At 42.8% G+C, this 13,337-nt stretch carries 16 protein-coding genes; 12 read left to right on the top strand and 4 right to left on the bottom strand.

The window, feature by feature from the left end; translation table 11 throughout:
* Window positions 1-15 precede the first annotated feature (15 nt).
* Together AC07E5_RS08365 and mhpT are read right to left on the bottom strand one after the other, a co-directional pair.
* On the bottom strand, window positions 16-417 hold the full coding sequence (locus tag AC07E5_RS08365; RefSeq protein ID WP_131261230.1) for a hypothetical protein: 402 nt from the start codon (window positions 415-417) through the stop codon (window positions 16-18).
* A gap of 196 nt (window positions 418-613) precedes the next feature.
* Window positions 614-1,840 carry a 3-(3-hydroxy-phenyl)propionate transporter MhpT gene (gene mhpT / locus AC07E5_RS08370; RefSeq protein ID WP_131261231.1) on the bottom strand — a complete coding sequence of 409 codons (1,227 nt, stop codon included), beginning with the start codon at window positions 1,838-1,840 and terminating at the stop codon, window positions 614-616.
* A gap of 957 nt (window positions 1,841-2,797) precedes the next feature.
* Here mhpT and dapA point away from each other — a divergent pair.
* The 4 genes from dapA to AC07E5_RS08390 all read left to right on the top strand — a co-directional run bounded on the left by dapA (window position 2,798) and on the right by AC07E5_RS08390 (window position 5,639).
* Window positions 2,798-3,697: a 4-hydroxy-tetrahydrodipicolinate synthase gene (gene dapA / locus AC07E5_RS08375; protein ID WP_131261232.1), complete on the top strand. Its 900-nt coding sequence runs from the start codon at window positions 2,798-2,800 to the stop codon at window positions 3,695-3,697.
* 14 nt (window positions 3,698-3,711) lie between these two features.
* Window positions 3,712-4,311 (top strand): hypothetical protein, encoded by a 600-nt coding sequence (locus tag AC07E5_RS08380; RefSeq protein ID WP_026438344.1) that lies wholly within the window; start codon window positions 3,712-3,714, stop codon window positions 4,309-4,311.
* A 36-nt stretch (window positions 4,312-4,347) separates the two neighbouring features.
* Window positions 4,348-5,067: a phosphoribosylaminoimidazolesuccinocarboxamide synthase gene (purC, locus tag AC07E5_RS08385; RefSeq protein WP_004974116.1), complete on the top strand. Its 720-nt coding sequence runs from the start codon at window positions 4,348-4,350 to the stop codon at window positions 5,065-5,067.
* Window positions 5,068-5,426: 359 nt separating this feature from the next.
* Window positions 5,427-5,639 carry a cold-shock protein gene (locus tag AC07E5_RS08390; RefSeq protein WP_004974113.1) on the top strand — a complete coding sequence of 71 codons (213 nt, stop codon included), beginning with the start codon at window positions 5,427-5,429 and terminating at the stop codon, window positions 5,637-5,639.
* 114 nt (window positions 5,640-5,753) lie between these two features.
* Here AC07E5_RS08390 and AC07E5_RS08395 read toward each other — a convergent pair whose 3' ends face one another.
* Window positions 5,754-7,022: a replication-associated recombination protein A gene (locus AC07E5_RS08395; protein ID WP_253132427.1), complete on the bottom strand. Its 1,269-nt coding sequence runs from the start codon at window positions 7,020-7,022 to the stop codon at window positions 5,754-5,756.
* Between the two features lie 117 nt (window positions 7,023-7,139).
* Window positions 7,140-7,592 (bottom strand): YcgN family cysteine cluster protein, encoded by a 453-nt coding sequence (locus AC07E5_RS08400; RefSeq protein ID WP_136144131.1) that lies wholly within the window; start codon window positions 7,590-7,592, stop codon window positions 7,140-7,142.
* Between the two features lie 191 nt (window positions 7,593-7,783).
* Here AC07E5_RS08400 and AC07E5_RS08405 point away from each other — a divergent pair, with 191 nt between their 5' ends.
* The 8 genes from AC07E5_RS08405 to ahr all read left to right on the top strand — a co-directional run bounded on the left by AC07E5_RS08405 (window position 7,784) and on the right by ahr (window position 13,090).
* The gene (locus tag AC07E5_RS08405; RefSeq protein ID WP_253132429.1) at window positions 7,784-7,942 is read left to right on the top strand and encodes a DUF1328 domain-containing protein; all 159 of its coding nucleotides are present in this window, start codon (window positions 7,784-7,786) and stop codon (window positions 7,940-7,942) included.
* A gap of 207 nt (window positions 7,943-8,149) precedes the next feature.
* Complete coding sequence (locus AC07E5_RS08410) at window positions 8,150-8,890, top strand: dienelactone hydrolase family protein (protein ID WP_136144130.1); 741 nt, start codon at window positions 8,150-8,152, stop codon at window positions 8,888-8,890.
* 69 nt (window positions 8,891-8,959) lie between these two features.
* Window positions 8,960-9,322, top strand: coding sequence for an HIT family protein (locus tag AC07E5_RS08415; RefSeq protein WP_070155794.1), 363 nt, complete (start codon window positions 8,960-8,962; stop codon window positions 9,320-9,322).
* A gap of 136 nt (window positions 9,323-9,458) precedes the next feature.
* Entirely contained in the window at window positions 9,459-10,493 is a 1,035-nt protein-coding gene (gene mutY, locus AC07E5_RS08420) for an A/G-specific adenine glycosylase (protein WP_131261235.1), read from the top strand.
* 60 nt (window positions 10,494-10,553) lie between these two features.
* Window positions 10,554-11,093: a M23 family metallopeptidase gene (locus AC07E5_RS08425; protein WP_131261236.1), complete on the top strand. Its 540-nt coding sequence runs from the start codon at window positions 10,554-10,556 to the stop codon at window positions 11,091-11,093.
* An 18-nt stretch (window positions 11,094-11,111) separates the two neighbouring features.
* Window positions 11,112-11,357, top strand: a complete 246-nt coding sequence (locus tag AC07E5_RS08430) for a hypothetical protein (protein ID WP_104852758.1) — start codon at window positions 11,112-11,114, stop codon at window positions 11,355-11,357.
* 52 nt (window positions 11,358-11,409) lie between these two features.
* The gene (locus tag AC07E5_RS08435) at window positions 11,410-11,973 is read left to right on the top strand and encodes a DNA-3-methyladenine glycosylase I (RefSeq protein ID WP_253132431.1); all 564 of its coding nucleotides are present in this window, start codon (window positions 11,410-11,412) and stop codon (window positions 11,971-11,973) included.
* A gap of 94 nt (window positions 11,974-12,067) precedes the next feature.
* On the top strand, window positions 12,068-13,090 hold the full coding sequence (gene ahr / locus AC07E5_RS08440) for an NADPH-dependent aldehyde reductase Ahr (RefSeq protein ID WP_004974093.1): 1,023 nt from the start codon (window positions 12,068-12,070) through the stop codon (window positions 13,088-13,090).
* Window positions 13,091-13,337: the final 247 nt, after the last annotated feature.

Below are 13,337 nucleotides of genomic sequence, written 5' to 3' on the forward strand. Positions count from 1 at the left end.
CAGCATAGCTGAAATTTAAGTCTGAGTTGTATCGCTTTGATAAAAATAAAAAGAATCGTTTTCGGCACAATGTTGATAGTTCGGTAGCTGTAACAATAATTGCCGTACAAAACGTGGATAGATTTTGGCTTTGCGTGCAGTCGCGGCATGAAAATAAAAATAAGGCAGTGGATGCCGAGTTAAATAATTGACCAAATGCTGTCGGGTTAAACGCATCACCTGAAAGGCATCAATACCTGCGTTGACATCTTCATAAGTAGCTTGATCGGCAAATGCCAGCCACGCGTTTTGTTTTGGAGAAGTCCGTGTTGCTCGAAAATGGCGTTTCAGTTCTAAAATAAATTCATATTCAATCAGATACAGCGAAAACTGCTGTTGATCCAACTGAAATTCTGCAATCAATTTTTTCTGCTTCAAATGATACTCTTATATTTACTGTTTTTTAGGACTTATTATACCCTGCTTGCGTCATTGCCACCCAGTAGAACAGGCAGCTTTGCGACAGTACTTGTCACACTTCATTCGAGCATTTTCTCTCAAAAATCAGCGATCAACATACAAAAAAATAGCCTGCAGGTGCAGGCTATTTGGTCTTTCAACTGTTCTCATCCTTTTAAACAGTTTGAATACGACGTACCAATAACAACATGAAAATGGCTGAAATAATAATACATGGAATGGCTGCTGAAATAACCCCAGCCGCACCAAAGCCTGCTGCCAACAACTGACCTGCAATAGCAGGGCCAAGCATTGCGCCTACACGACCAACAGCAGAGGCAACACCGACCCCAGTACCACGTACTTCGGTTGGGTAGACAATACTACCAAAAGCATATAACACGCCCTGACAGCCAATCACAAAAGCACCGACCAAAGCTGAAGCCATATACATTTGCATGAGTGAACCCGCTGCATTTAGAGCAAATAAACCTGCCAAAATACCACCATACATCAATAAAATCACGTAGGCTTTTTTCCAACGGTCGGTCAGCATACCCAAAATTACAGTACCGACTGTCGCACTCACCATGAAATAGAACTGTGCAGTACTGCCTTCTTTACGCGAGAAACCTAATTCCATAAATAAAGATGGTAACCAGCTCAACATGATGTAAACCACCATCAAGGTAAAGAAGTAACTCACCCAAATAAATAAGGTACGCAATAAGTTTTGTGAATTAAACAAATCTTTAAAAGATGCTTTTGGCGCAGCATTTTGTGCTGTGACATCTTTACCTGCCGCTTGTGCTTTTAAGAATTCACGTGATTCTGGCAATAACCACATCATCAATGGAATGACAATAAATGGCAGCAAACCACCCAAATAGAAAATGTTTTTCCAGTTTGAGCCAAAATCTGTACTGGCAATTAAAGATAAAATGGCTGCACCCACAGGCATACCACAATACATCAAGCCCACAGCACGACCACGGTTTTGTGGCGAAACAGCTTCAGATGCCAAAGTAATTAAAATTGGCATGGCTGCCCCTAAACCCGCACCTGCCAAGAAGCGCACCGCCAATAGGCTTTCAAAGCTATTCACCCACACCGTACATAAGGTAAATAAAGCAAAGACTGCTGTAGACCAGATTAATACTTTTTTACGACCAATACGGTCTGCAAAACGTCCGCCAACCAAAGCACCTGGCAATAAACCTAAAATACCCGCACTAAAAAATACCCCAAGCTGCGAGCTGTCTAAACCAAAATGCTCACGGATACCTGCCGCAGCAATACCTGCTGCCTGAATATCCAGACCTTCAATCACTGCAATTAAAAAGCAGATCGCGACGGTAATAACCGCATGCCGCTGATCGCTATGTTGTGTTGATCTATCCATTGGGTCCCTCTACTAGAATTAGATAGCCATGTGAAAGCCTGCATCTTGCGCAGTTTTAAACTGCAGCAATAGCTATCAATAAGTGTTAGACCAAAGTGAATTTTTTCAGATCAGCGCAAACGTGTTACGCAGCATGTAGAAAAAAACATAGCGAAAAAAACAATAAATCTGGCAAGTTACCCGCTATTTTCCAGCTTAAAGCAGTAAATTCAGTACAAGATTTCTCACCATTTAAGAAGTCAGTGACAACATAAGTAGACTTAAAAGCTATTATTCTTAAGAGTCAAAAATCAAAATATCCCGATTAAAACACTCAGATATAAGAGCTATAAGCTCTGAATTGAGCGTTTTTTTATATAAATATCTAGGGTCTGTTGACAATTTGTCTATGTTTGCGGCGATACATATTTTTTAGCTGATATAAGGCATGAGACAGGAAATTTAGTCATTCTAAATGACTGGCACATAACGCAATAGCAGCAAAAAATATGCTCGCCCTGAAAGGCTGTGGCTAAAACTTTCTCAGATTGCGTTATGAAACTTGGCAATAGTCTCGCTATTCCCTGCGTTTCATGCCTGATCTGCTCAGTTTTAGCCTACAGCGCAAGCCATTTATGAAATGTCAACAGACCCTATATTCAGCGTTGTATTTCAAACTTGAGGCTAAAAAAGTGCTGATGAGGGTTGCGCCATACCAATGAAAATTTGGGTACAAAGGAGATGGTTATTATTTTTTTATTTTGAACAACAAGCTGCTGATCCTAAAATACTAAATTAAACAAAGTTTATGATTGCTTTGACGAAAGCATATTGTTCTGACACACTGAATCAGTCATAATTTGGCTAAGCATTATTTAATCAATTTGATTGAATTTTGACCCAAATCAAAATACTGCAACCATCCACATCTACCTTTTCTACACCTCTGTGGATGGAAAAATAGGATCTTTTTAAAAAATGACTCAGCAAGCACAGACCATTCAAGGCTCAATTGTCGCAATTGTCACCCCAATGTTAGAAGATGGCAGCGTAGATTGGAAAGGTCTCGAGAAGCTCGTTGAGTGGCACATAGAACAAGGTACCAACAGTATTGTTGCTGTAGGTACAACTGGTGAAGCATCGACCTTAAGTATGGAAGAGCACACCAAAGTGATCGCAGAAATTATTCGCGTCGCAAATAAGCGTATTCCTGTCATTGCTGGTACTGGTGCAAACTCAACGCATGAAGCCATCGAACTGACCAAAGAAGCACAACAATTGGGCGCAGATGCGGCCTTATTGGTAACGCCTTATTATAATAAGCCAACTCAGGAAGGTTTATACCAGCACTATAAAGCAATTGCAGAAGCAGTTGATTTACCTATCATTTTATATAATGTACCGGGTCGTACTGGTGTAGATATGTCAAATGAAACGGTCATCCGTCTTGCAGACATCCCAAATATTGTGGGCGTAAAAGATGCAACGGGCGATGTGCCACGTGGTCAGCAATTATTGGCTGGCTTAACAGGCAAAAACATGGTGGTGTATTCAGGCGATGACGCTACGGCATATCAATTGATGCTGCACGGTGCAAAAGGCAATATTTCTGTAACTGCCAATGTTGCACCAAAAGCCATGAGCCAAGTTTGCGCGGCTGCAATCGCAGGTGATGCTGCAGGTGCAGAGCAACAAAACAGTGCGATTGCAAATTTACACAATATTCTATTTTGTGAATCGAACCCAATTCCTGTGAAATGGGCACTTCATGAAATGGGATTAATTGGTACAGGAATTCGCCTGCCATTAACTCCGCTTGCAGAACAATATCGTGCACCGTTACGCGAAGCCCTTCAGGCTGCGGGTGTCATTCAATAAAAGAGCTTAGTATGATGCAATTACGTTTTGGTTTTATCGCCGCACTTTCAGTATTGAGTTTGGCTGGTTGTAGTTCTCTTGCCATCAATAATGGTTCATTGGACTATAAAGACGCCGCTACTTTAGCACCACTTCAATATCCAGAAGGTTCTGTGGTTCGACCTGCAACACCGTTGTATCCTGCACCAAGCGTTGACCCTTTAGCAACGGCAAATGCACCTAAGCTTGAAAATGCACGTGGCAACCGTTTTGCGATGCCACGTCCTGAAGCCATGCAAGCCAGCAGCAACACAGTTCAAGACAGTACGCAAATTGGACGTCCTCAACCCGTAGTTGACGGAAACCAAAATCCGTTGCTCAAAATTGATGGAAATTCTGCTACAATTTGGCAATACACACTTGCCACCCTCAGCAGTCTGAATTACAGCATTGTTGGTCAAAGTAAGAACCGTTACGAGGCAACCATTAAGGTCGATCAACAGATTTATGTCTTAAGATTGACCTCTGTCGGTTCGAGCAACAACCTAGCTGTATTCAATGCCGATAACAGCTTTGCAGATCAAGAAAAAGCTGCAGATCTGTTGGCCCAGATTTACCAAAATTGGCCAGCCTAGCCGTACTAGGCATTTTTTTTTGAAAAAGGTTCCCTCATGTTAAAACAAACCTTGCTCTATACTGGTAAAGCAAAATCTGTTTATACCACAGACAGTGCAGACCACCTGATTTTAGTCTTTCGTGATGATGCCTCTGCGTTCAATGGCGAAAAAATCGAACAACTAGATCGTAAAGGTAAGGTGAACAACCGTTTTAACGCCTTTATCATGGAAAAATTGGCTGAAGCGGGTATCGAAACTCACTTTGAAAAACTACTTACACCAAACGAAGTATTGGTGAAAAAGTTAGACATGATTCCTGTAGAGTGCGTTATTCGTAACTACGCTGCAGGTTCACTCTGCCGTCGTTTAGGTGTAGAAGAAGGTAAAGAACTGACCCCACCTACATTTGAATTGTTCTTTAAAGATGACGCTCTTGGCGACCCAATGGTAAACGAATCTCAAGCGATTGCTTTAGGTTGGGCCAATGCTGAACAATTGGCAAAAATGAAAGAATTAACTTACCAAGTCAACGATGTATTAAAAGCATTGTTTGATGCAGGTAACATGATTTTGGTCGACTTCAAACTTGAGTTTGGTGTATTCCACGACCGTATTGTGTTGGGTGATGAGTTCTCTCCAGACGGTTGCCGTTTATGGGACAAAGACACCAAGAAGAAACTCGACAAAGACCGTTTCCGTCAAGGTTTAGGCGGTGTGGTTGAAGCTTATGAAGAAGTTGCTGCACGTTTAGGCATCGACTTAGACAATATCTAATTCAAGCTTTTCAATTTTAAAAGCTGAATTCCCAAAACCGAGCAACATTGCTCGGTTTTTTGTATTTTGCTGTAGACCAAACAGGGTTTACAAACCAAATCTTTGAAAAAATCGCCCCATCCACAATGCCCAGTCTGTCTGCCTATTTTTAAATTTATCTGAATTTAAATTGTGTATTCTGCAATTCCGTGTATGCTTGTTGTCATACTAGAAAAATATGAAGTTCGTTTTAATCGTCTAAGTCCGTAGTTTTATTTTGTAATCCTTCGTTTGTTCAGATTTTAAGTCGCATCTTTTTCCCAGTTATTCCAAATCTTTTTTAGATTGCAACATATTAAAATTCAGCAGGATATTTCCCTATGTCAAATCCGACAATGAAAGGCACGGTAAAGTGGTTTAACGAAACTAAAGGTTTTGGTTTTATTCAACCAGAATCTGGTCCAGATGTGTTTGCGCATTTCAGCGAAATCGCACACTCAGGCTTCAAGACTTTACACGAAGGTCAGCAAGTTGAATTCAGCATTGCGCAAGGTCAAAAAGGCCCGAATGCTGTAAACATCAAACCGCTTTAAACCTTTGAATGCAGCACTCAAGGCTGCAAACAAATCTAAAAAAGCTCAAGTTGATTCTTGAGCTTTTTTTATGCCAATACTTTTACAAATATCTTTTCAGCTATACCAAATCGCTTAGGATTGAGTCTGCTGCCAACGACGTTGTTGTAAACGCTCACCTTCCACTTCACGTTTATTACGTGCCGACTCATACAACTTTGTGCCTTTCAGTTCAGGCGGCAAATAGTCCTGTAGCACAAAATGCTCTGGGTAATTGTGCGGATACAAATAATCTACGCCATAGCCTTGTTCTTTCATCAGTTTGGTCGGTGCATTACGCAAATGCAGTGGCACAGGTAAGTTGGCGGTTTTTTCAGCCAAACCCATGGCTTTATTAATTGCCAAATAAGTACTGTTACTTTTGGCACTGGTTGCCAAATATACTGCACATTGTCCTAAAATAATCCGCGCTTCGGGCATACCCAGCACTTGTACCGAGCGGAAACACTCGCCTGCCAATAACAAGGCATTCGGATTTGAATTGCCAATATCTTCCGAAGCAGCAATCAACATGCGACGCGCAATAAAGCTCGGGTCTTCACCGCCTTTGAGCATGCGCGCCATCCAATACAATGCAGCATCGGGGTCACTGCCACGAATTGACTTAATAAAAGCCGATACCAAATCATAATGTTGCTCGCCTGACTTGTCATAACGGGCAATGTTTTGTTGCGCAACCTTGACCACAATCGCGTTGGTGATGATATTTTCCACCTCGGGTTCAAAGGTGCTTGCCACCAGGTCCAGTAGGTTTAAAGCCTTGCGTGCATCACCTGCAGCAAACTGAATCAGAGCATCAAATTCTTCAATCTGAATATAACGGTCTTTTAAGAATTGATCTTGCTGAATGGCTTGAGTAAGCAAAGTCTGAATCGAATCGGCATCTAAAGCCTTTAAGGTATAGACCTGACAACGTGAAAGCAGCGCACTATTGACTTCAAAAGATGGATTTTCAGTGGTCGCACCAATTAAGGTGATTTTGCCCTTTTCCACCGCATTTAATAAGGCATCTTGCTGCGACTTATTAAAGCGATGAATTTCATCAATAAACACCACTGGTGTGAGCAAATCGCCGCCTTCGGCAATAATTTCACGCAGCTCTTTGACCCCAGTATTCAAGGCAGAAAGGCTGATAAAAGGACGATCTACCGCCTGCGCCAACAGCAAAGCGATGGTGGTTTTCCCCACCCCTGGTGGCCCCCAGAAAATAATTGAAGGCAAATGCCCCTGATCAATCATTTGGCGTAACGGCGCTTGCTCACCTAAAAGATGATCTTGACCAATAATTTGCGATAAATCGCGTGGACGCAAACGCTCAGGCAGTGGAATATGACTCTCTGACATCTTGTTATTTCTATACTTGACTTCAACCTAGTCTACTATGATCTCAAGCTTTGGAGTATTTCTAATCGTACCGATTTATCGCTAAAACACGATTCAAAGTTTATTCTGCAGTATGAATTAACGCACCCAACGCACCACATAATCTTCTATATCTTCTTCTGCAACATCCAGTTCTGAAATACAACGCCCTGCCGCAGATTTTTTGGCTTTAATCACACTTTGGCGTGAGCCCGTATTTAAGTAATGCCAAGATGGCAAATTTTTGCCCTGTTTTAAACGACGATAGGCACAACTTGGCGGCAACCAGTGAATTTTTTCTAGTTTTTCGGGGGTAAGTTGAATGCAATCGGGCACAAAGTCAAAGCGATTGGCATAATCTGAACAACGTGCTGTGTTACAGTCCAGTAACTTGCACGCCACTTTGGTATAGGCCACTTCTTGCGTGTCTTCATCTTCTAGTTTGACCAAACAGCATAAACCGCAACCATCGCACAAGGCTTCCCATTCCGCAGTATTTAAGGCATTCAGCGGATAGTTTTTCCAAAATTCAGGTCGTAATTGATCAGACATAGCGCACAGAAAATAACAAAACTGCGTCATTATAACAGCCTTGTTTCAACTTGTTGCTTTTGTTTAGTCTTTAAATGAATCAAACACTTAACTCAAACAACTGAACATTTAATACACAAAAACAAAACAGTGTGCTGCGTTCAGCTCCCTATACTAAATTCAGAAGCTATAAAAACACATGGAGAACAATTATGTTTCGTTGGGCTATAATCTTCGCAGTGATTGCGTTAATCGCGAGTTTACTTGGTTTTGGTGGTGTCGCAGGTTTATCCAAAGACTTTGCCATTATTTTATTGGTGATTGCTGTGATTTTGGCAGTTGTTGGTTTACTCTCTCGCGGAAAAATCTAGTGACCTCGTCTATAAATTCCTAAAAATCAGATAAAAAAGAAGGATTTTTCCTTCTTTTTTTATGTCCGCTTTTTACGCAACAAATGCCAATTTGGCTATTTTAAAAATATTTTCTCACATTTATAGGCAGTATTTACCCTGTTTTTAAAAATGCGTGCCATATTATTATGCTTTAATCATGGCATTGAAAACGATAAGGAATAAGGCATGGCTTTAGCAATCAAAACTCGCGAAATTGAATATACGGCTGCAGATGGCAGCAAACTGATCGGTTATTTTGCTGCACCAGAAACAGCACAAGCTGTCGCGGGGGTGATTGTCGCACCTGAATGGTGGGGACGTAACGAATACACCGAACAACGCGCGCGTGAATTGGCTGAACATGGTTTTGCAGCCTTAGCGATTGATATGTATGGCGATAAAAAAGTCACCACCACCGCAGCCCAAGCCAATGAATGGATGATGCAAACTTTTGCAGATGCTGACACAATTGTGACTCGTGCGTCTGCAGCTTTGGACACTTTAGCTGCCCAACCTGAAGTAAATCGCGATAAACTCGCTGCAATTGGTTTCTGTTATGGCGGCAAAGTCGTTCTGGATTTGGCTCGTTCTGGCGCAGCATTAAAAGCAGTGGTGACCTTCCACGCCAACCTCAGCCCGAAAGCCCCTGCACAACAAGGTCAGGTACAAGCCGAGATTTTGGTGTTGCATGGTGAACTGGACAGCATGGTGACTTTAGACGACGTCGCAAGTTTCCGTGAAGAAATGCACGCGGCTCAAGTAGAGCATGAAGTGATTATTTTTGAAGATGCCAAACACGGCTTTAGTAACCCTCAAGCTGATGAACGTGCCAAAGCCAATGGGGTCGATTTAGGCTATAACGCATCGGCAGAGCAACAAGGTTTAGCTGCCATGTATGAAGTGTTGGATCGTCGTTTAGCAGATTAATCTGCTGTTCACATTACGCAGCATATACTCAACGCAAGCCAAGAAAATTTTAAAGAAGAGGATATAACAATGACTGAGCAATGCCCTTATTGCAATTTTGATGATTATGATGTTTTGGCAAAAAATGAATTTGGGGTAATTTTGCCTGAACCCAATGCCCTGTCTAAAGGACATTGCGTGATCATTCCGCTACGTCACGTCGGCTCTTTTTTTGACATTACAGACAAAGAACGTAAAAGTTTATTGTCTTTATTAGAATTGGCGCGCAATGAGTTGCAATTGCGTCATCAACCTGCAGGTTTCCATGTGGGTTTTAATGATGGCGATGTGTTTGATGCTAAATCTGAGCATTTACACATCCACATTATTCCACGCTATGAAGGTCAGACCTTAAAATTGGATAACCGTTGGGGTATGAGCGGTCAAATTTAAACCACGACTCGTTTTATCCCAAACCAAGTGAAACCAAACCTAAAGAAGAAGATGCACGCTCATCTTCTTTTTTTATGCACGTAATTCCCACGCCAGTTTGGCTATACTAAGCCGCTACTTTACAAACTGGGTTCGCATGACTGCTTTTTCATTTTCCGATGCTCTCCTCACGTGGTTCGATCAACACGGACGCCATGACCTGCCGTGGCAAGTCGCCGATGATCCCTATGCGGTGTGGGTGTCTGAAATCATGCTGCAACAAACTCAGGTCAAAACCGTATTGCAATATTTTGAGCGTTTTTTGCAGCGCTTTCCGACAGTGCAAGATTTAGGACGTGCAACTTGGGATGAAGTTGCACCGTATTGGGCAGGTTTAGGCTATTACGCCCGCGCCCGCAACTTGCATAAAGCCGCAGCCATTGTGGCACAGCAAGGACATTTTCCAAGTACGCTCGAACAGTGGATGGCTTTGCCGGGCATTGGTCGCTCTACGGGTGGTGCCATGATGTCGCTGGGTTTACGCCAATACGGCGTCATTATGGATGGCAACGTCAAACGGGTTTTAGCACGTTTTTTTGCTATTGAAGATGATTTATCCAAACCTGTACATGAACGTGCCATGTGGCAACTGGCAGAACAGCTCTGCCCCGAAGTGCGTAATCACGACTATACGCAGGCTATTATGGATTTGGGCGCCACCATTTGTACCCCCAAAAAACCACTGTGCTTATATTGCCCAATGCAACAACACTGCAAAGCACATCAACAAGGTTTAGAGCAGGAATTGCCCTTTAAAAAACCGAAAAAAGCCGTACCCGTTAAATCTGCACAGGTCTTAGTACTGCAATGCGCAGATCAGTGGTTATGGCAACAACGTCCCAATACAGGACTTTGGGGTGGACTATGGTGTTTGCCTGTCATTGAAGATGCACAGGCTTTTGAGCAACTGTGTCAAAGCTTGAGCCTTAAACAGGTACAGCAACGCGCACAGATTTCACATAGCTTTACCCATTTCACTTGGCAGCTTGAAGCACTGTGTTTTCAGGTCGATGCTGATCTACAAGAACACTTGGCAATAGAACTGAATGCAGATTGGTATAGTCCGCAACAAGCCAGCGATTTGGGCATTCCGACGGCCATGAAAAAATTGATCTCGGCAATCAATCTGTGACATAGTCAGGCATCGTGATGAATGAAATCTTTGCTTTCACTGCCATTACAAGGATGTCTTATGTTTCGATGGATTGCTGTTTTAAGCCTGTCACTCTTTACCTTATTGATTGCGGCCTGTAGTTCTGCACCGAAACGTCCTAGTACCCCACTCCCGCCTGCCTTGGTGCAAAAACTCAATCAAATGAGTTTAAAAACTCGCTTGCCCATTCCTGTGCAGGGCATTAAAGCGCATCAGTTGAATGACACTTGGGGTGCATCTCGTAGTAGCGGACGTTTGCATGAAGGCATTGATATTCTTGCCGCCAAAGGCAGCAAAGTGTATAGCGCTACAGAAGGTTTAATTGCAGACTTACGCGATAATCGCTTAGGTGGTAAAGTAATTTGGATATTAGGGCCTGCAGGCACTTGGCATTACTATGCACACTTGGATGGACATAAACGCGGTTTAAACGTGGGCGATTATGTCAAGGCAGGAACGCATATTGGCTATGTCGGCAATACAGGCAACGCCCGACACACTGCCGCACATTTGCATTACGGACTTTATTTAAATGGTAAAGGACGCGGTGCGGTCAATCCTTATCCTTATTTACGTTAATTTTGTTAGGAACATTTCATGTCTGAAGCCTTGATAAATCGATTGGTGGAATTTGCAGAATCTGGCAATCAACAAAAAATTGTATTGGCAGGACAAGTCCATCAAGGCTGGGTCATGGAAATTACTGAAGATGCCCTGCTCATCAGCACAGGTTATTCAGATAAAGTTGGTAAAGACAACTGGATTTCCTTTCACGATCTGCAACAGGCAGAACTATATTATTGGGATAACCAACATGACCAATGGGCAGCATTTCAGCTTTAAGTCCGTCCCATTCACATCTATTCAGCTATCTATTCAACAAGGAGCATGACCCATGACGATACAACGCTGTGGTTGGTGTTCCGATGATCCGCTCTATATTGCCTATCATGATTTAGAGTGGGGACAAGCTGTATTTGCCGAAGTGCATTTATTTGAAATGCTGTGTTTAGAGGGACAGCAAGCAGGCTTGTCTTGGATTACTGTATTAAAAAAACGTGAAGCGTATCGTCAGCATTTTTTTCAATACAGCATTGCTGAAATTGCCGCCTTCAGTGATGATGATATTGCGCTCAAATTACAAGATGCTGGATTGATTCGACATCGAGGTAAATTACAAGCAATTCGTGACAACGCACGTGCATGGCAAAAACTAAAAGACGCCGATATAAACGTCGTGACATGGCTTTGGGGTTTTGTTGCACAGCAACCTATTAGGAATGATGTACCTGACTATCGTCTTGCGCCTGCACAAACCAACGCTAGTGTTGCCATGTCGAAAGCCCTAAAGAAAAATGGTTTTAAATTTGTAGGCCCGACCACCTGCTATGCTTTTATGCAAGCTGTAGGCATGGTCGATGATCATGAAAATCACTGTCACTTTAAAACAACATCTTAAAGCAACATCCAAGCTTTAGTATTCAAAACTGCTCAACCCATAATAGCAAGATCACCAATCAATACAGTCAGCCTTATGACAAGGACGGTGCAATATGAGTAATACCATTCGAGCCTATGCCGCAATGCAGGCAGGTGAAGCCCTGCAAGCCTATCAATTTGATGCGGGTGAACTGCAGGCGCATCAGGTAGAAGTCAAAGTCGAATATTGTGGCTTATGCCATTCCGATCTTTCAGTCATTCAAAATGACTGGCATTCCTCAGTATATCCTGTGGTGGCAGGACATGAAATTATTGGCACGATTACTCAATTGGGCAGTGAAGCCAAAGGTTTAACCGTGGGGCAACGTGTAGGCATTGGCTGGACTGCAGACAGTTGCCAACACTGCGATGCCTGTATTGCAGGCGAACAAGTGCTGTGCAGCAATGGCACCACCGCAACCATTGTGGGACATGCAGGTGGTTTTGCCGATAAAGTCCGTGCAGGTTGGCAGTGGGTCATTCCATTACCCGATGAGGTCGATCCTGTCAGTGCAGGGCCTTTGCTCTGTGGTGGAATTACCGTATTTGATCCGATCTTGAAACATCAAATTCAGGCAGTACATCATGTTGCGGTGATTGGTATTGGTGGCTTGGGGCATATCGCCATCAAATTATTAAAAGCATGGGGCTGTGAAATTACGGCGTTCAGTTCCAATCCAGACAAAACCGCAGAATTACTGGCTATGGGTGCAGACCATGTAGTGAACAGCCGTGATGCTGCTGCCCTTAAAACCCAGCGTGGCAAGTTTGACCTGATTTTAAGTACGGTAAACGTAAGCTTGGACTGGAATGCTTATTTAAGTACGCTTGCACCACATGGCACTATTCACATGCTAGGTGTAGCGCTAGAACCCATGCAAATTAAGGCGGGCAGCTTAATTGGCGGTGCAAAATCGGTTACTGGTTCATCGACAGGTTCGCCTGCAGCGCTGCGTCAATTACTACAATTTGCCGCACGCAAACAGATTGCCCCACAGGTGGAAGTTTTTCCGATGTCACAGATCAATCAGGCAATTGAACATTTGCATCAGGGCAAGGCACGCTATCGGGTGGTGTTAAAGGCCGACTTTGACTGACTTTTAAGATAAGTCATGATAGTCAAATATATTTCTATCTTTATTTAGGTAAAACCGCTCATCTAAAAACCTAGATCACATGAGGATACTCGGAAGTGTCATCCACAACCTGCGTAGCATTAGACCATTATTGTTTCTGCGAAATAATGAATGAGATACAAGAATTAAACAGGTTTTGTGGATGACAATGGTTTTGCCCACTTTTGCCGAAACAAAAGTGGGTCGAACCGAAGGTTAATCCTATTAT

The sequence above is a fragment of the Acinetobacter seohaensis genome, from assembly GCF_056431365.1.